Source organism: Tateyamaria armeniaca, assembly GCF_045797845.1.
Taxonomy (GTDB): domain Bacteria; phylum Pseudomonadota; class Alphaproteobacteria; order Rhodobacterales; family Rhodobacteraceae; genus Tateyamaria; species Tateyamaria armeniaca.
Map to the genome: position 1 here is coordinate 3742281 of NZ_JBHDIY010000002.1, position 17394 is coordinate 3759674.

The window sequence follows — 17394 nt, forward strand, 5'->3', positions numbered from 1 at the left end:
CCATGGTGGAGTGGATCACCTCTGCCGGTCTGACCGACTATCGCAGCGCGGAGGCATGGATGGAGGCGCGCGCCACCGCCATCGCCGCCGGAGACGCGGAGGAATGCATCTGGTTGCTCGAACACCCCCCGCTTTATACGGCGGGCACCTCGGCCAAACCCGCTGACCTGACGGACCCCGACCGCTTTGACGTGTTCGAGACGCGGCGCGGCGGGCAGTACACCTATCACGGTCCCGGCCAGCGCGTCGCCTATGTGATGCTGGATGTCGGCAAACGCGGTCGCGATGTGCGCGTCTTTGTGCAGCAGTTGGAGGCGTGGGTGATCGCGACACTCGACACGTTCAACGTCCGCGGCGAAATCCGCGACGGGCGCGTGGGTGTCTGGGTCGCGCGACCCGAAAAGCCGCCCCTGCCCGACGGCACGCTCGCCGAGGACAAGATCGCCGCCATCGGCATTCGCCTGCGCAAATGGGTCAGCTTTCACGGGCTGTCGATCAACGTGGAGCCGGACCTGTCACATTTTGACGGCATCGTGCCCTGCGGAATCGCGGATCACGGGGTGACAAGCCTTGTCGATCTCGGTCTGCCGGTCGGCATGGATGACGTGGATGTCGCGCTGAAACAGCAGTTTGGGACGGTATTCGAGGGGGACTAGCCCAACAGGCCCGCCAGCGCACGCGCCTCGTATCCCTTGACCGAGGGGCGGGCACAGCGGCTGGCGCAGATCAGCAATTCGGGGAACACGCGCGCGATCTCGGCGGCAACGGCCCCCTCCTCGCTTGTCCCATACTCAACAGCTTCAGCGGCCTCGCGGGTGAGGTGAAAGCTTTCGGTGGCGGCCCCTTCGGCAAAGATCACTTCGTGGTTGTCCATAAGGATATGGTAATAGGTGATCAGCGGGCGCGGCGCGCGATAGATCAGATCGCCGCGCACCAGATTGACGGCAGGCACCAACACTTCGTCCGCGCCAAACAGCATCTGCGCGCGCCAGTCGGCGATCAGCATCCGGTGTGCAGGCGAAACAAGCAGATCGCGCGTGTTGTCGAGCGCGCCTGCCGCGATGCAAACCGGGGCCAGATCGCCCGAGGCGTCCACCTCGCGGCGCAGCACGGCCCGCACCAGCCTGTTGCCATTGTCCAGCGTTTTCAGACGCATGCCACGGCGCAGCGCCTCGATGGCGACAGGGCCGTCTTCTGTTTCGATCAACGTACCTTCAGTGAAACAGGCCACGTTTGTGTTGTCTTCGGTCAGTTGATTGGCGCTGACCCCGGTAAAGGTCAGCGATCCACCCATGGCCGTATTGTCGGTGAAATCCCCGGTCGACTGGTTCAGGACCCCATCATCGGCAAGGTCGGCGCGCAATTCGCCCAGATGCGTGTAGAACGCGCTGAGGTCGATGAAATCGTTGTTGGCCTGATCGTCGTCCTCGATCCCGCCCGTGTTGCCAAAGTTGAAATCGGTGATGACATCGTCGCCGTCACCGGCATTGTAGACGAACACGTCGTCGCCCGCACCACCGGTCAGCTTGTCATCCCCCGTCCCGCCCGTCAGCGTGTCATCAGACGGATCCGTGCGCGCTACGCGAAAGTTGTCGATCGCAAAACTTTCGTTTGCGATGGTGCTGTTCAGATCACTGCCAAATCCAATCGTCAGGCTGGGCGGTGGGTTGGTGATGGACAGCGCGACATTCAGGATCGTGTCATCAGTTCCGCTGGAATATCCAAGGGCACCAGTGGCTTGGTTGGTGAAGGTAAAGCTGTATGTTGCCCCGTCAGGCCCGGTGAAGGACTGTGGCGCGGGGTCGCTGGCGTCACCTTCAAGGAAGGGCACGCGCACCTCGGTGCCGTTGACGGTGATGATGAAATCTTCACCGTTCCAGCTGTCGAGCAGCAGCGCGTCGAAATCGACTGTGATCTCATCGGCGTCCGAACCAAGGTCAAAAGTGCGCTGCGTCGCGATTATGCCGTCCGGCGATCCAAACCGGCCCAGCGATGTGCCAAGGCTCGGGTCGCTGTCCGTCTGGTTGTTGGACCAGCCCGTCACCGCGCCCTCGAAATCATCCTCGTAAAGCACTGTTTCAACAGAACCATCGTCGCCTGTCAGAACGTCGTTGCCCGCGCCGCCCTCAAGTTCGTCCGAACCTGCATCACCTGCGAGGGTGTCGTTGCCGCCGTCGCCGGTCAGACTGTCATTGCCGGTGCCGCCCGAGATGGAGTCGTTGTCCGCACCGCCAATCAGCGTATCGTTGCCACCGTCACCCGAAATCGTGTCGTCACCTGCGCCACCGTCAAGGACATCGTCGCCCTCGACACCCGCAGGGGTGCCCGTCACGGACGTCGTGGGGCCCGGCGGGATGCCGATCATGTCCGTGGTCAGCAGGTTTTCAGCCACATTGCCCGTATCGGGCCCCGAAATCGTGCCCGACAACACATCCTGCCCGGCATTTTCCCAATAGCGGATCTGGATGGTGTAGGTTTCGTTCGGATCCAGCTGCACATCGCCGAACCGGGTGTTGGACGGCTGGTGAAAGTCGTTGTTGAGATAGTCGAGCGTGCCGCCGGTCTGGTTGCTGAACGACAACGGATTGCCACTGGAATCAAAGATCTGGATGGTCGAACCGTCATCAGATGTGGTTGTCAGCCGATAGGTGCCGCCCAGCGTCGTGTTCAGCGTGCTGGTGTAGATGACACCGAAATCCTGCGGGTTGTTTGTCGTCCCGCGCAGCGTGTTGACCAGACCGCTTTCGTTGAAATCGGTGACATAGCCGGTTCCGGCCAGCGTTCCGTTCTCGATGTCAAAGGCCTGCCCGGCGCTGGAGTCGAAATTGTAGTTGTAGGCCTCAAACAGCCAACTGCCCGCGACAGGGCCATCACCGCTCAGAACGTCAGCGCCTGCGCCACCTATAATGGTGTCAGACCCCAGCGCACCTGTCAGCGTGTCGGCACCGGTAGTGCCCGAAATCACCTGATCGCCTTCGGTGCCCGGATTCGTGTTGTCGTTGGTCGCCATACTGCCCTGTCACTCAAAACTATTGGGGTTTTGCACTCCCCTTGCCCGTGGCAGTACCGGCGAATTTCGGTCCAAGCGTGAACGGACTGTGACAATGGCGCATCCACTTTATGGCAATTTTGTGCATAGTTTTGCGGTTTCAGGTGCTCAAAGGGTGCACTGGCATCAGCGCAACAGACCGAAAAGCCGCTACGCCGCGCGGTTTACGTCTGACGCGCGACAATTCATCCCGGTCACAGCCGCGATCTGTCATTGAAGCGGCAAACGCAAATCTCTAGAAGACTGGGGTAACGCATTGCGCGGACGGGAACCCCGCGCATGCCGAAAACACAAATTTAGGAGGCACCGCATGGCAGACGCAGCCATTCACGGCCACGAACACGAAGACAACCGCGGGTTCTTTACCCGGTGGTTCATGTCCACCAACCACAAAGACATCGGCATTCTCTACCTGATCACGTCAGCCATTGTCGGCTTTGTGTCGGTGGCCTTTACGGTCTACATGCGCCTCGAACTGATGGACCCCGGTGTCCAGTATATGTGTATGGAAGGCGCGCGCCTCACGGCTGCTGCTGCCGGTGAATGCACCCCCAACGGGCATCTTTGGAATGTTTTGATCACCGGTCACGGCATTCTCATGATGTTCTTTGTTGTGATCCCCGCCCTCTTCGGCGGATTTGGCAACTATTTCATGCCCTTGCAGATTGGCGCGCCGGACATGGCGTTCCCACGGATGAACAACCTGTCTTTCTGGCTGTACGTGGCCGGTACCACGCTTGCCATCTGTTCGGTGCTGGCACCGGGCGGCAATGGCCAGCTTGGGTCTGGTGTGGGCTGGGTGCTGTACCCGCCGCTGTCAACCAATGAACAGGGCATGTCGATGGACCTTGCGATCTTCGCGGTGCACGTTTCCGGCGCCTCGTCGATCCTTGGTGCAATCAACATGATCACCACGTTCCTCAACATGCGTGCCCCGGGCATGACACTGTTCAAGGTACCGCTGTTCTCGTGGTCGATCTTCATCACAAGCTGGCTGATCCTGCTGTCCCTGCCCGTTCTGGCCGGTGCGATCACCATGCTGCTGATGGATCGCAACTTCGGCTTCACCTTCTTTGATCCCGCAGGCGGGGGCGACCCGGTGCTGTACCAGCACATCCTGTGGTTCTTTGGACACCCCGAGGTGTACATCATCATCCTGCCCGGCTTTGGCATCATCAGCCACGTGATCGCCACGTTCAGCCGCAAGCCGGTGTTTGGCTACCTGCCGATGGTCTGGGCGCTGATCGCCATTGGTGTTCTGGGCTTTGTCGTGTGGGCGCACCACATGTACACGGTGGGCATGTCGCTGAACCAGCAGGCCTATTTCATGCTGGCGACGATGGTCATTGCGGTGCCGACGGGGGTCAAAATCTTCAGTTGGATCGCGACCATGTGGGGCGGCTCGGTTGAGCTGAAAACACCCATGCTCTGGGCCTTCGGCTTCCTGTTCCTGTTCACCCTCGGTGGCGTCACAGGCATCGTTCTGTCCCAGGCAGCGGTCGACCGCTACTATCACGACACCTACTACGTGGTGGCACACTTCCACTATGTGATGTCGCTCGGGGCTGTGTTCTGCATCTTTGCGGGGATCTACTTCTACTTCCCCAAGATGACCGGCCGCATGTACCCTGAATGGGCAGGCAAAGTGCACTTCTGGACGATGTTCATCGGGGCCAACCTGACTTTCTTCCCCCAGCATTTTCTGGGCCGTCAGGGCATGCCACGCCGCTACATCGACTATCCCGAGGCCTATGCCTACTGGAACTACGTATCGAGCTGGGGCGCCTTCCTGTCCTTTGCCTCGTTCCTGTTCTTCTTCGGTGTCATGTACTACTCGCTGCGCCGCGGCGCTGTGGTGACCGAGAACAACCCATGGAACGAGTATGCGGACACGCTGGAATGGACTCTGCCCAGCCCACCGCCCGAGCACACGTTCGAAATCCTGCCGAAACAGGAAGACTGGGACAAGTCGCATCGCTATCCCGACACGTTTGATGAGTGGGTGGATACCGATCACCCCCATGACGCTCAAAACGAGACGGCCAAGCCCTGACGGGACCTCGATACCCTCAAAGCCAAAGGCCCCCGGTCATACCGGGGGCCTTTTTCATCACCCGCACACGAAAGACTCCACCCCGATGCGCATACCCTTTCTGGCAGCGGCTGCTGCAATACTCCTGACCGCGTGCAGCGCGCCCTCCGAATCCGGGTCTTTCGACCGCAGCCTGAACACCCAGACCGCAGGCGTGGCCGTGGCTGCCAGCTTTGCCAAACTGTGCGGGGGCAAGCGGATCGACGCGTTCGAAAACAGCTATGTCCGATTTGTCAAATCCCAACGCCCCCTCACAGCCGAGGCAGAAGCACAGGTGCGCGACGTTTTCACCCGCGCAGATGCCGGGGTGGCCGCGCGCTTTGACGACGCTGCACGCGCAAAACAATGTGCCGACTACCCACTGAACCAAGCTGCGATCGATCGCGGGATCGCGGGCGACTTCACCGGCCTGATCTGAGACCGGCGCACCAGGCCTCACCAATAAGCCAGCGGCGCGCAACTCTGCTCTGTTATGCAATAACAGACCCGCCCCGACAGCACGTCCTTGCCGACATCGCGCGCCTATTCGGCACCCTGCCGCGCAAGAGCGTGCCCCGTGCGTATGGCCCTTTGCCGCATGCGGTCACAGGCCATATGCAAACGCAACTGCCACTCATTGCGCCCCGCTGCCCGAACGGCGCGGCCCAAACGGTGCAGGAGAACAAGACAAAGGACACTGACATGCTGTCATCCAAACTCACTGCCGCCGTGCTGGCGGTTTCACTCGCCCTTGTGCCCGCAACCCGGGTTGCCGCAGATGGGCGCGACTTTCTTGCCGGGGCCGTTCTGGGCGGCGTGGCCGGTGCGCTAATCCAGAAAGAGGTGCGCAAACAGAGACTGGCGCGCCAGCAGCAGGAACGCTATCGCGCCCGCGCCACAACTCCGCAAAGATACGTGGCACAGCCCGGCCGCGCAGCGCCCAAGAAAACCTACCGCCCCAGCATCCCGGCCACAGCCGAAGGGCGCGACATTCAATCCTCGCTCAACTACTTCGGCTTTGATGCAGGTACCGTCGACGGGCGCGTCGGCCCCGCCACGCGGCGCGCGATCTCGGACTACCAGCGCTATATGGGCTATGACGCCACGGGCAACCTGACCGGCTTTCAGCAACGGCTGCTGACCAGCTCGTACCTGCGGGCCGAAGCGGCAGGCGACAGCACGCTGGGCATCATCGCAGCCTTGCCCGATGGCACCAAGGGCCTGCTGAAAGTCTACCGCGAGGAACTGGCATCCGGGGCCGCACAACAGCGCGGGCTGCGACCTGATCCAACCTCGGCACCGGTGATTGGCGCAATCGACCTCTGAGGCGAAGGTACCACGTGATCAGCGCGCGCCTGCCTGACGGGCGCGCGCTTTTTTGTTGTGTAAGGGAAGGCCTGATCCTGACGGCGCTGGACAAGCCGTCGAATGCCCGGTCATAACGCGTGAGCCTTTCCTCAACTGGACATCCGCGTGACCGCACCACCTGCCACCTTTGAAACCACCTCTGTCCTGATCCTTGCAGCTCTGATCGCGTTTAGCGTGTTCATGTGGTCGCGCAAGACCCCGACCTATGTCCATGCCGCGAGCCTCGGCGCTGCGCTGCTGATTTGCGGATTCGTGCTCGGGTTTTTTAATGTCTCTGGCCTGTCCAATTCGGGCGACTTCAGCGTGGACGCACTGGCCGCCACCACCCCTGCGCTGCTGCAGGACCTCGCCATTCCCGCGTTCGTTTTGCTGTTTGCGGCACCTTGGCTGTGGGTCACACGCAGGTGGCCGCCACAGATATCCCCTGTTGCCGGATACGTACTGCACTGGGTCATAGTATTGGCATGGGGCGGTTTGGTTCTTTTGCAACCCCTCGGCTTTTTGGACATGTCCGCACTGCTGGAGGGCGCAACCGCTCAGGAAAGAAACGGCTTTGTGCAGGAATATGCCGCCCGGTCCCGCGCCCATGGTATCGCAACGCTTTCCTATTTTGCAGTGTTGGCCGCGCTTTGGATGACGCCTCTGATCGGCCTGATTGTCTCTTCTCTGCACAAACGGTCAGTGTGAACGCCAACGCGCGATACGAAGCGCGAAAGGCGGCACCGTTCCGCACACCGCGACAACCTGCCCTTCGACTTGGGCCACAACGCGGCTATACTGTGGCCCATGCCCTACCAGTGGACCACACCGCCCGACAGCCCGACGCAAGAGTTGCAGCTGTGGCCGCACAACTCGCTGCCGCAGGCGGGCATGGCGGCCTTTGTACTGTCGACCTTCACCCTGATCCTGATCCCTGCCCTGCCCCTGCTGGGCAGCGTCGTGCTCTGGGGGTTGTTGCCGTTCCTGATGCTGGCGGTCTGGGGCATCTTCTATGCGCTGCGCCGCAACCGGCGCGCCCGTCAGATCGTAGAGGTGCTGACACTGGATGGGGAGCAGGCCCACCTTGTGCGCACCAACCCCAAGGGCGACACGCAGGAATGGGACTGCAACCGCTACTGGACTCAAGTGCTGAAATACGAGCGCGAAGGGCCGGTGCCGCAATACGTCACGCTCAAAGGCATGGGGCGCGAAGTCGAAATTGGCGCCTTTCTGAGCGAGGAAGAACGCGTCGCCCTCTATGACGACCTGATCCGCGCACTGAAACGGTGACACCAAAAAAAGGCGCAGCACCAGCTACGCCTTACATTGCCGCATGCCCGTAAGGCGGAGGTGTCCTCCGCCCGATCCTCAGATCAGTTGCACAGACGGTCCTTGACCATCGGGCCGACCGAACCGAAATCCATCTGCCCCATATACTTGGATTTGAGCACGCCCATCACCTTGCCCATATCGCGGATGCCGTCGGCCCCCACTTCGGCGATGGCGGCGTCCACGGCCTTGGCGGATTCGTCGTCACTCATCTGCTGAGGCAGGAATTCCTCGATCACCTTGATCTCGCCCAACTCGCGCTCGGCCAGATCAAGCCGCCCACCCTCTTCGTAAGTGCGCGCGCTCTCGACGCGCTGTTTGGACATTTTGCCAAGGATGGCAAGCACTTCGCTGTCCGCCACACCGTCATCCTGCCCGGCGGCGCGGGCGTCGATATCCTTGTCCTTGATCGCGGCATTGATCAGCCGCAATGTCGACAAACGATCCGCTTCCTTGTCTTTCATGGCCTGCTTGAGCGCGGCCGAAATCTTCGTGCGCAAATCCATAATCGATGTCCATCCCCATGGCCACGTGTTAAGCGCTCATTCATAGGCGAAGTCAGAATAGGTAGCAAGGGACGTGGCCCCGCATAACCTATTGAAATCGTTACGAAGTACAAAATTCCAATCCCGCTTGACCCCACGTGGCCCTGCCATTAGTTTCCGCCCAATTTGCCAAATTTGCGCTGATTTGTCCCTTGCTGCCAAAGGTCTGCCCCATGAACACGACTGCCCCCTCCGCGCCGACTGCCTGCCTTGCTCTGGCCGATGGGACGCTGTTTTACGGGGCCGGGTTCGGGGCCACCGGGCAGGTCGTGGCCGAGCTGTGTTTCAACACCGCCATGACCGGCTATCAGGAAATCATGACCGACCCGTCCTATGCCGGTCAGGTTGTCACCTTCACCTTTCCCCATATCGGCAACACCGGCGTGAACCCCGAAGACGACGAAACCGGCGATCCCGTGGCCAGCGGCATGGTGGTGAAATGGATGCCCACGGACCCGTCCAACTGGCGCGCAACCGAAGGGCTGTCGACCTGGCTGGCCGCGCGGGGGCGGATTGCCATCGGTGGCGTCGACACGCGGCGTCTGACCCGCGCCATCCGGCAGGCCGGTGCGCCGCATGTGGCCCTTGCCCACGATCCGGACGGCATTTTCGACACCGACGCGTTGGTTGCTGCCGCGCGCGGGTTTGCCGGGCTCGAAGGGATGGATCTGGCCAAGGAAGTCACCTGCGCCCAGTCCTATCGCTGGAACGAGATGCGGTGGGCCTGGCCCGAAGGCTACAGCCCCCAGACCGATCCCAAATACAAGGTTGTGGCCATCGATTACGGCGCCAAACGCAACATCCTGCGCTGCCTTGCCTCGGCGGGTTGTGATGTGACCGTGCTGCCTGCAACGGCGACTGCTGACGAGGTGATGGCGCATGAACCTGACGGCGTGTTTCTGTCCAATGGCCCGGGCGACCCTGCGGCGACTGGCGCATACGCGGTCCCGATGATCAAGGACGTGCTGGCGCACGACCTGCCGGTCTTTGGCATCTGCCTTGGCCATCAGATGCTCGCGCTCGCCCTTGGTGCCAAAACGATCAAGATGAACCACGGGCATCACGGCGCCAACCACCCGGTCAAAGACCTTGAGACCGGCAAGGTCGAAATCACCTCGATGAACCACGGCTTTGCCGTTGATGCCCAAACGCTGCCAGACGGCGTCGAGGAAACGCACACATCCCTCTTTGATGGATCAAATTGTGGGATTCGCGTGACGGGCAAGCCGGTCTATTCCGTGCAATACCACCCCGAGGCCAGCCCGGGGCCGCAAGACAGCTACTATCTCTTTGAACGCTTTGCGGCCGCCATGGACGCGCAGCGCGCCTGACACAAATCCGGTCAATTTGTCCAGTTTTGCGACAGGCTTAACACAACATTAACCATGCGTGCGCAGGTTGGGACCAGCCCCTGAGGTTCGGACCCCAAAATGAGTGATCCTTTACTGCGATTGTCCGCGCCGCGCCCTGTTGCACGGCGCGACCGCCCCGCCCTTCCGGTGGGACGGCAGTTGGTCAATGACGGGCTGATCAGCCAGACGACCCTGCTGCATGCCCTTGCCGTCCAGCGCCGCATCGACGCGCCGATTGGCGAGATCCTTGTCGCCGAAGGGCATGTGGCGCGCATCGATGTTCTTTCCGCACTCGCGATCCAATATGACGCGGAACGCGTTGACCTGAGCGTTGATCCCCCAAATCCGGAGATGGCCAAGGCGCTGCCCGCCACTCTGTGCCAACGGTTTGGCGTGGTGCCGTGGCGGTGGATCGGACAAACGCTGCTGCTGGCTACGACACGGCCCGACCAGATGGACGACATCGCCGCCGCGTTGCCACTGGGCGGGCCCGAAATGCTGCCGGTGATCGCGGATCAGGATCAGATCATTCAGCAAACCAGCCGTCTTTACGGCGTTCAGCTGGCCCGCCACGCCGTCACCAGACTGGCGGCGGAACACAGTTGCCGCAACTGGGCCCTTGGCGCGGCGAACGGTCGGGTGCGGGCCAGCGTGCTGGGATTCAGTGCCGTGGGCCTTGCCCTGGCCTTTCCGACATGGGCGCTCACACTGCTGATCGCATTTGCCGTTCTCACGCTCGTCATGACGACCACGCTCAAGGCGCTGGCCCTTGTCGCCCGCATCAGCCACCGCGTTCCCGCGCATGTCGAACCGCTGGCCCGCCCGCCGCGCGCACGATTGCCGCGCATCTCGGTGATGGTGCCGCTGTTCAACGAAGAACGGATTGCCGAAGCGCTGGTGCGCCGCCTGTCAAAACTGAGCTACCCCAAGGCCTTGCTGGACGTTGTTGTGGTGCTCGAAGCCAAGGATGCCGTGACCCGTGCCACCCTTCAACGCACCGCGTTGCCCAGTTGGATGCGCGTCATCGAGGTGCCGGATGACGGTAGCCTTACGACCAAGCCGCGCGCCCTCAACTATGCTCTGGATTTCTGCAAGGGTGACATCATCGGGGTCTGGGACGCCGAAGACGCGCCCGAAACGGACCAGCTTGAAAAAGTGGCCACGCATTTTGCCAATGCCGCACCCCATGTTGCCTGCCTTCAGGGCATCCTTGATTACTACAACCCGCGCCAGAACTGGCTGTCGCGCTGTTTCACCATTGAATATGCAAGCTGGTGGCGTCTGGTGCTGCCGGGTGTCGAACGCCTTGGCCTCGTGCTGCCGCTTGGGGGCACGACGCTGTTTTTTCGCCGCGCAATCCTTGAGGAACTGGGCGGCTGGGACGCGCACAATGTCACCGAAGACGCCGATCTGGGCCTGCGCCTTGCGCGGCGTGGATACACCACGGAATTGATCCCGACCGCCACGTTCGAAGAGGCCAATTGCCGCGCCTGGCCATGGGTCAAGCAACGCTCGCGCTGGATCAAGGGATATCTGATCACCTATTTCGTCCACATGCGCAGCCCCCGTACGCTGCTGCGCGATTTGGGGTTCATGCGGTTCCTCGGCATTCAGGCGATGTTTCTCGCCACCGTCTCGCAATTCGCTGCTCTGCCCTTGCTCTGGAGCTTTTGGCTGCCTGCATTCGGCCTGCCCCACCCGGTGATGAGCACTTTGGGTCCATCGGTGTTCTGGCCACTCGCGGTCTTCTTTGTCGCCACCGAAGCACTCAACATCACCATCGGGATGCTCGCCGTGTCAGACCGCAAACACCGCCACCTGTTGGCCTGGGTGCCGACACTTGTGTTTTACTTCCCGCTTGGGTCGCTGGCCAGTTACAAGGCCCTGTACGAGCTGGTGACCAAACCGTTCTACTGGGACAAAACGCAGCACGGGCACGGCGAACATGAGGTCGTGGAAAACGCCTAGCCCTCTTCCTGCCGGGCATTTGCATCCTGTTTCAGCCGGGTCATGAACGCGACCGAGATATGTTCGCGCAGGGCCGCACCTGCCGCGTCTTCATCCTTAGCCTCGATGGCCGCGACGATCTTGTCATGTTCGGTCTGGGCAATCTGCGTGCGCCCCACCGCTGCCAGCGACGTCGTCGCCATCAGCGCCATGGTCCGATGCACCAGATCAAGCTGCTGCACCAGATAGCGGTTGTGCGAGGCCAGATGGATCTGTTTGTGAAACCGCCGGTTGGCGCGTGACAATGCCGCCGGATCGCCGATCAGGGCGTTGTCGTCCTCGACCATCTCGCGCAGGATCCGCACTTCTTCTGCAGTGGCGTGGCGGGCGGCAAGCGACGCGGCCAGTCCTTCCAACTCGCGGCGCACCACGTAAAGCTCGGACATCTGGTTGTGATCCAGCGAGGCCACAATCAGGCTGCGCCCGTCACGCGACAAAAGCGACTGCGTCTCAAGGCGCTGGAGCGCTTCGCGCACGGGCGTCCGGGACACGCCGAACCGCTCTGCCAACTCGCTTTCGACCAACCGGTCGCCGGGGCGATAGGTGCCGATATCGATCGCCTCAAGGATCAGGGAATAGGCATCGGTGCTGGACGGGCGCGCAGAGGGCATGAAAAGACCTGACAAGTCGTTGATTTGGTTCACACTAGGGTGCCGCGCGCGCATCGTGCAACCCTATTGCGGTTGCACGCCCGTCTGATCCCACCTAATCCTCGCACCATGCCAGCCGCTGATTTTGATCATGTCCGGGCGTGGGTCTTTGACCTCGACAACACGCTCTATCATCCCTCCGCCCGACTGTTTGATCAGATCGAGGTGCGGATGGTGGCCTATGTGATGGACGCCCTTGGCGTGGACAGGGCCGAGGCAAACCGCTTGCGTGTGCACTACTGGCGCACCCACGGGACCACGCTGGCGGGGCTCATGCGCGAACACGACCTTGATCCGGACCCTTATCTTGTGGACGTGCACGACATTTCCTTTGACGGGCTGTCCCCCGACCCCACGCTTGCCGCCCATATCCGCGCCTTGCCGGGGCGGCGCATCGTCTACACCAACGGGTCCGCCCCTTATGCCGAACGTGTGCTGGCGGCGCGGGGCCTGTCGGGCCTCTTTGACGCAGTCTATGGCGTCGAACACGCAAGCTATCGCCCCAAGCCAGAGCCCGATGCCTTTGATCAGGTGTTTGCGCGCGATGGACTGGACCCTTCGGTCGGTGCAATGTTCGAGGACGAGCCGCGCAATCTTGCCGCCCCGCACGCCATGGGGATGAAGACGGTGCATGTCGCCCCCGACCCGATCCCCCAGGACCACATTCACCACCACACCGACGATCTGGCCCGGTTCCTGTCGCGTTTGGTCGGGTAGGACAGGATGCCGCCTTGGCCCCGCGCGCCCATGGCATACATCTGTGCCAACGGAGGGCGAACATGACCAACATAACCCACTGCGACATCCTGATTTCCGGCGGCGGCATTGCTGGCCTGACGGCGGCTGCGGCCTTTGGCACAGCCGGGTTCAACGTCATTTGCGTCGATCCCGCCCCGCCAGTCACCGACCGCGAGGCCGACGGGGCCGACATGCGCACCACCGCCATGCTGCAACCCGCGCGCGATCTGTTGCAACAGGCCGGCTTGTGGGACGCGCTGGAACCCCACGCCACGGCCCTTGACGTCATGCAGATCGTGGATGCTGGCGGCACGGACGGGTCCGCACGCGAAGTGAAGGCGTTTCGCGCCAGCGACGTGTCCGACCTGCCCTTTGGCTGGAACCTGCCCAACTGGCGTTTGCGGCGCGAGATGGTCGCACGGCTTGATGCCCTGGACACGGTGGATTTCCGCCCCGGCGTCGGCACACGCAGCCTGCTGGGGCGCACGGCCGAGGCCCGCGTCGGCCTGACAGATGGCAGTCGGATTTCCGCCAAGCTGGTGATCGCCGCCGACGGACGCGCCTCGCCCATGCGGCAGGCCGCAGGGATCAACGTGACGACGAAACGCTACGGGCAAAAGGCGCTGGCCTTTGCCGTCACCCACCCGATCCCGCATGAAAATGTCTCAACCGAGGTGCACCAGACCGGCGGGCCTTTCACCCTTGTGCCGCTGCCCGATCACGATGGGATGCCTTCTTCGGCTGTGGTGTGGATGGACGAGGGGGCTGCAAGTGTTGCGCGCATGGGCTCGGACGTGGCCGATTTCGAGGCCGAGATGACAGCGCGCAGTTGTCAGGTGCTCGGGCCGCTCACACTGGCCTCGCGCCGCTCGATCTGGCCGATCATCAGCCAATATGCCGAACGCCTGTCCGCCACCCGCCTTGCCCTGATCGCGGAGGCCGCGCATGTGGTGCCGCCCATCGGCGCGCAGGGCTTGAACATGAGCCTTGCCGACACCGACACTTTGCTGGGATTGGCCCAAAAACGACCCGACGGGCTGGGCGACGCCGAGATGCTCGACGCCTATCACAAGGCCCGCTACGGCGATATTCGCATGCGGGTCACGGGGATCGACCTGCTCAACCGTGCCAGTCAGGCCACATCACCCTTTGCGCGGGATGCGCGGGCGTGGGGTCTGAACGCGCTGCATCAGGTCACGCCGGTGCGCAAGACCCTGATGGAACTGGGCCTTGGCACCAGGCGGATGCGTTAAAGAACCTGATCGACCACGCGCGCCAGACGGGCCACGGTACCGTCGACGTCATAAAGTTTGTCGAGGCCAAACAGGCCGATGCGGAACGTGCGGAAATCGGCAGGCTCATCGCATTGCAAGGGCACCCCGGCGGCAATCTGCATGCCCTCAGCGGCAAAGCGTTTGCCGGTCTGAACATCCGGGTCACTGGTATAGCTGACGACAACGCCCGGCGCGCCAAACCCATCTGCGGCCACAGATGTGATGCCCTTGTCGGCCATCATCTGACGCACCGCACTGCCCAGTTTCCACTGCGCCTCTTTCAGCCGCTCGAACCCGTAATCCTGGGTCTCAAGCATCGTGTCGCGAAAGTCGCGCAGCGCATCCGTGGGCATCGTCGCGTGATAGGCATGCCCGCCGTTCTCATAGGCCTGCATGATCTGGTGCCATTTCTTGAGGTCGATGGCAAAGCTGTCCGAAGTCGTCTCCTCCATCCGCGCCACGGCACGGTCCGACAACATCACGAGCCCCGCACAGGGCGATGCACTCCACCCCTTTTGTGGGGCCGAGATCAGGACATCGACACCAAGGGCGCGCATATCGACCCAGGCACAGCCCGACGCGATGCAGTCGAGCACCATGAGCGCCCCGACCTCGTGGGCCGCCGCCGCCATGGCCGCTACATAGTCATCGGGCAGGATCACACCCGCGCTGGTTTCCACATGGGGGGCAAAGACTACGCCGGGTTTTTGCGTGCGGATGGTGTCCACCACTTCCTCGATCGCCGCCGGGGCGAAAGGCGACGGGCTGGCATTGCCGGTCTGGCGCGCTTTCAGCACATGGGTCGATGCGGTCAAATCGCCCAGTTCGAAAATCTGGGACCAGCGGTAGGAAAACCAGCCATTGCGCACAACCAGCACGTCCGCCCCGCGCCCGAACTGACGGGCCACCGCCTCCATCCCGAAGGTGCCGCCACCGGGCACAACCACGACGGCATCGGCGGAATATACGTCTTTCAGCATGGACGAGATGTCGTTCATCACGCCCTGAAACGCCGCGCTCATATGGTTGAGCGAGCGGTCCGTGAACACGACCGAGAACTCTTCGAGCCCCTGCGGATCTACCGTATCAAGTAATGCGGGCATTGGCCCCTCCTCTCCTCATTCCCGGCACACATAGCGGCGCATGGCGGTCACGGCAAAGTTTACTTGGGTATACAGCTGTTGCGTTCAGGCAATTTTGCGCGCCGGATCGGACCGCAGGTTTCCGATGGGATGCATCCGCACCTGATTGCGCCCGTCATTCTTGGCAACATACAACGCGTCATCCGCACGCTGGATGGCGGTCTCGATATTGTCAGCCGCCTCTTTCAAAGATCCGCCAATAGAGACAGTCACGCGCAGCGTCGTGCCCGCCTCGTCAATGGGGCTGTCGGCCACCAGCGCGCGCAGCCGTTCGGCTGTCGCCGCCCCCGCACTGTGATCCGTATCCGCCAGAAAAACGACGAATTCCTCGCCGCCAAAACGGCAGACGATATCCTCAGGACTCACCGCGCGCTGCAAAAGGGTGGCCACATGCGCGATCACCTTGTCACCCGTGAGGTGCCCATAGGTGTCATTGACCCGCTTGAAAAAGTCGATATCGACCATCAGCGACATCCCATAGGCCTCGGGTTTTTGCGCCATACGGGCGAAAAAGAAGTCGCGGGTAGACACGTCCGTCAGCCTGTCACGCTCAACCAGACGGCGCAATTCAACTGACAGGCGCACATTCTCGCGAATTTTCGAGCCCACAAACAGGCAGGTCGGGATCGTCACCAAGGTCACGATCATGATCGTGCCCGGCACGGTGCGCGACAGGTAAACAGATGGAAAGATGACGTAATTGAGCGCCACTGCGGACACCATCGTGATGACGGTCACCACCAGCGAAAACAGCACAACATCCAATCTGCTTTCAATTTTCAAGGCGCATTCCCCTGCTTTGCCGGCGCACATCTAGCGCAAGGATACCACCAAACTGTTAATGTCGCCCGCCAAGCGGGCCGGGTCGGCGCTCTTCGCTCAAAAGCACGTTGGCCTCGACCTCGCCCGCGCCCGGCAGCGTCATGATGCGACGGCGCAAAACCCGCTCAAAATCGGGCAGGTCGCGCGCCACGACACGCAGGCGATAGTCGTAAAGACCCAGCACATGTTCGACGGTCTGCACTTCGGGGATGGCGCTGACGGCACGCTCGAAATCCTCAAGGCTGACGCGCCCTTTCGTGGCCAGCTTCACACCCAGAAACACAGTGACCCCAAACCCCAGCGCCTCGGCATCCAGCACCAGCCGCTGACCGCCCACAATTCCTGCATCGCGCAGCCGCTTGATGCGCCGCCACGCAGCAGGCTGGGACAGACCGCAGGCGCGGCCAATGGCTCCGGCGCCCTGCCCGGCATCCTCCGCCAGCAGGCGCAGGATCGCGAAATCGGTATCATCCAACGCACTCACAGCGGCAGCGCCAGATCGCTCTTGATGCGCGCCACATGCATCAGCGCTTCGATGTCCGCGATATGCGGCAGGGTCAGAATGCGGCTGCGATAGAGATGCTGATAATGAGACATATCGCGCGCGATCACGGACAGGCGGACATCCACCCGGCCCAGAAAGGTCTGGATTTCGATGACTTCGGGCACCAAACGCGCTTCGGTCATGAAATCATCAAAGGCGTTGCCTTGCGTCTTGTCCAATGTCACCCGCAATGACACCTCAACCGCATAGCCCAGCATCGCCCAGTCGATCACAGCGGCCACACCCTTGACCACACCCGCGTCGCGCAGCTTGGCCTGACGGCGCGCCAGTTGGCCAACACTCACCCGTGCGCGCTCTGCCAGTTCGGCAGGCGCAAGGCTGGGGTCAGCCTGCCATTGGCGCAATATGCGGCGATCCACGTCATCGAGCATGATTTCACCGCATATCTGTAATAATGCGCATGATCTACCCTTCATCTCGCAAAATAAACTCAAAACCCAACGCTGACGGCCCGTGATCCCGCCCGTATAACGCGCCCCAGACACAAACCGCCAAAGGAAACA

Annotated in this window: 16 protein-coding genes and 1 pseudogene; 10 read left to right on the forward strand and 7 right to left on the reverse strand. The window is 61.9% G+C overall.

What is annotated here, in order from left to right; translation table 11 throughout:
* Positions 1-2: 2 nt before the first annotated feature.
* Positions 3-656 carry a lipoyl(octanoyl) transferase LipB gene (lipB, locus tag ACERZ8_RS18990; RefSeq protein WP_407593728.1) on the forward strand — a complete coding sequence of 218 codons (654 nt, stop codon included), beginning with the start codon at positions 3-5 and terminating at the stop codon, positions 654-656.
* On the opposite strand, the gene ACERZ8_RS18995 is transcribed toward lipB, so the two are convergent.
* A complete protein-coding gene (locus tag ACERZ8_RS18995) occupies positions 653-3010 on the reverse strand; it encodes a Hint domain-containing protein (RefSeq protein WP_407593729.1) in 2358 nt (785 codons plus the stop codon). The two genes, lipB and ACERZ8_RS18995, sit on opposite strands and share 4 nt — an antisense overlap.
* Before the next feature lie 349 nt (positions 3011-3359).
* Here ACERZ8_RS18995 and ctaD point away from each other — a divergent pair.
* From ctaD to ACERZ8_RS19020, 5 genes and pseudogenes are all read left to right on the forward strand, one after another.
* Positions 3360-5030 (forward strand): annotated as a pseudogene (gene ctaD / locus ACERZ8_RS19000) (cytochrome c oxidase subunit I); the annotation flags it as partial.
* Between the two features lie 157 nt (positions 5031-5187).
* Positions 5188-5559 (forward strand): hypothetical protein, encoded by a 372-nt coding sequence (locus tag ACERZ8_RS19005; RefSeq protein WP_407593730.1) that lies wholly within the window; start codon positions 5188-5190, stop codon positions 5557-5559.
* A 263-nt stretch (positions 5560-5822) separates the two neighbouring features.
* A complete protein-coding gene (locus tag ACERZ8_RS19010) occupies positions 5823-6446 on the forward strand; it encodes a peptidoglycan-binding domain-containing protein (protein WP_407593731.1) in 624 nt (207 codons plus the stop codon).
* Positions 6447-6593: 147 nt separating this feature from the next.
* The gene (locus tag ACERZ8_RS19015; protein ID WP_407593732.1) at positions 6594-7175 is read left to right on the forward strand and encodes a hypothetical protein; all 582 of its coding nucleotides are present in this window, start codon (positions 6594-6596) and stop codon (positions 7173-7175) included.
* Positions 7176-7274: 99 nt separating this feature from the next.
* Positions 7275-7757 (forward strand): DUF2244 domain-containing protein, encoded by a 483-nt coding sequence (locus tag ACERZ8_RS19020; protein WP_407593733.1) that lies wholly within the window; start codon positions 7275-7277, stop codon positions 7755-7757.
* Between the two features lie 83 nt (positions 7758-7840).
* On the opposite strand, the gene ACERZ8_RS19025 is transcribed toward ACERZ8_RS19020, so the two are convergent.
* Positions 7841-8302 carry a GatB/YqeY domain-containing protein gene (locus tag ACERZ8_RS19025; RefSeq protein WP_407593734.1) on the reverse strand — a complete coding sequence of 154 codons (462 nt, stop codon included), beginning with the start codon at positions 8300-8302 and terminating at the stop codon, positions 7841-7843.
* 212 nt (positions 8303-8514) lie between these two features.
* On the opposite strand from ACERZ8_RS19025, the gene carA reads away from it, so the two are divergent.
* Both carA and ACERZ8_RS19035 read left to right on the forward strand, forming a co-directional pair.
* A complete protein-coding gene (gene carA, locus ACERZ8_RS19030) occupies positions 8515-9672 on the forward strand; it encodes a glutamine-hydrolyzing carbamoyl-phosphate synthase small subunit (protein ID WP_407593735.1) in 1158 nt (385 codons plus the stop codon).
* A gap of 99 nt (positions 9673-9771) precedes the next feature.
* Positions 9772-11661, forward strand: a complete 1890-nt coding sequence (locus ACERZ8_RS19035; RefSeq protein ID WP_407593736.1) for a glycosyltransferase family 2 protein — start codon at positions 9772-9774, stop codon at positions 11659-11661.
* On the opposite strand, the gene ACERZ8_RS19040 is transcribed toward ACERZ8_RS19035, so the two are convergent.
* The gene (locus tag ACERZ8_RS19040; RefSeq protein ID WP_407593737.1) at positions 11658-12311 is read right to left on the reverse strand and encodes a GntR family transcriptional regulator; all 654 of its coding nucleotides are present in this window, start codon (positions 12309-12311) and stop codon (positions 11658-11660) included. The genes ACERZ8_RS19035 and ACERZ8_RS19040 overlap by 4 nt on opposite strands.
* Positions 12312-12419: 108 nt before the next feature.
* Here ACERZ8_RS19040 and ACERZ8_RS19045 point away from each other — a divergent pair, with 108 nt between their 5' ends.
* A complete protein-coding gene (locus ACERZ8_RS19045) occupies positions 12420-13067 on the forward strand; it encodes a pyrimidine 5'-nucleotidase (RefSeq protein ID WP_407593738.1) in 648 nt (215 codons plus the stop codon).
* A gap of 62 nt (positions 13068-13129) precedes the next feature.
* On the forward strand, positions 13130-14341 hold the full coding sequence (locus tag ACERZ8_RS19050) for a UbiH/UbiF family hydroxylase (protein WP_407593739.1): 1212 nt from the start codon (positions 13130-13132) through the stop codon (positions 14339-14341).
* On the opposite strand, the gene ACERZ8_RS19055 is transcribed toward ACERZ8_RS19050, so the two are convergent.
* The 4 genes from ACERZ8_RS19055 to ACERZ8_RS19070 form a co-directional block, all read right to left on the reverse strand.
* A complete protein-coding gene (locus tag ACERZ8_RS19055; RefSeq protein WP_407593740.1) occupies positions 14338-15465 on the reverse strand; it encodes an aminotransferase class V-fold PLP-dependent enzyme in 1128 nt (375 codons plus the stop codon). The two genes, ACERZ8_RS19050 and ACERZ8_RS19055, sit on opposite strands and share 4 nt — an antisense overlap.
* 84 nt (positions 15466-15549) lie before the next feature.
* On the reverse strand, positions 15550-16287 hold the full coding sequence (locus ACERZ8_RS19060) for a GGDEF domain-containing protein (RefSeq protein WP_407593741.1): 738 nt from the start codon (positions 16285-16287) through the stop codon (positions 15550-15552).
* A 55-nt stretch (positions 16288-16342) separates the two neighbouring features.
* Complete coding sequence (locus ACERZ8_RS19065) at positions 16343-16810, reverse strand: Lrp/AsnC family transcriptional regulator (RefSeq protein WP_407593743.1); 468 nt, start codon at positions 16808-16810, stop codon at positions 16343-16345.
* Positions 16807-17262: an Lrp/AsnC family transcriptional regulator gene (locus ACERZ8_RS19070; protein ID WP_407593744.1), complete on the reverse strand. Its 456-nt coding sequence runs from the start codon at positions 17260-17262 to the stop codon at positions 16807-16809. The genes ACERZ8_RS19065 and ACERZ8_RS19070 overlap by 4 nt, the downstream gene beginning before the upstream one ends.
* Between the last annotated feature and the right edge of the window lie 132 nt (positions 17263-17394).

Bases quoted from the DNA above. Each gene is read 5' to 3' on its own strand.
- lipB (WP_407593728.1), top strand. From the start codon at position 3: ATGGTGGAGTGGATCACCTCTGCCGGTCTGACCGACTATCGCAGCGCG.
- ACERZ8_RS18995 (WP_407593729.1), bottom strand. From the start codon at position 3,010: ATGGCGACCAACGACAACACGAATCCGGGCACCGAAGGCGATCAGGTG.
- ACERZ8_RS19005 (WP_407593730.1), top strand. From the start codon at position 5,188: ATGCGCATACCCTTTCTGGCAGCGGCTGCTGCAATACTCCTGACCGCG.
- ACERZ8_RS19010 (WP_407593731.1), top strand. From the start codon at position 5,823: ATGCTGTCATCCAAACTCACTGCCGCCGTGCTGGCGGTTTCACTCGCC.
- ACERZ8_RS19020 (WP_407593733.1), top strand. From the start codon at position 7,275: ATGCCCTACCAGTGGACCACACCGCCCGACAGCCCGACGCAAGAGTTG.
- ACERZ8_RS19025 (WP_407593734.1), bottom strand. From the start codon at position 8,302: ATGGATTTGCGCACGAAGATTTCGGCCGCGCTCAAGCAGGCCATGAAA.
- carA (WP_407593735.1), top strand. From the start codon at position 8,515: ATGAACACGACTGCCCCCTCCGCGCCGACTGCCTGCCTTGCTCTGGCC.
- ACERZ8_RS19035 (WP_407593736.1), top strand. From the start codon at position 9,772: ATGAGTGATCCTTTACTGCGATTGTCCGCGCCGCGCCCTGTTGCACGG.
- ACERZ8_RS19040 (WP_407593737.1), bottom strand. From the start codon at position 12,311: ATGCCCTCTGCGCGCCCGTCCAGCACCGATGCCTATTCCCTGATCCTT.
- ACERZ8_RS19045 (WP_407593738.1), top strand. From the start codon at position 12,420: ATGCCAGCCGCTGATTTTGATCATGTCCGGGCGTGGGTCTTTGACCTC.
- ACERZ8_RS19050 (WP_407593739.1), top strand. From the start codon at position 13,130: ATGACCAACATAACCCACTGCGACATCCTGATTTCCGGCGGCGGCATT.
- ACERZ8_RS19055 (WP_407593740.1), bottom strand. From the start codon at position 15,465: ATGCCCGCATTACTTGATACGGTAGATCCGCAGGGGCTCGAAGAGTTC.
- ACERZ8_RS19070 (WP_407593744.1), bottom strand. From the start codon at position 17,262: ATGCTCGATGACGTGGATCGCCGCATATTGCGCCAATGGCAGGCTGAC.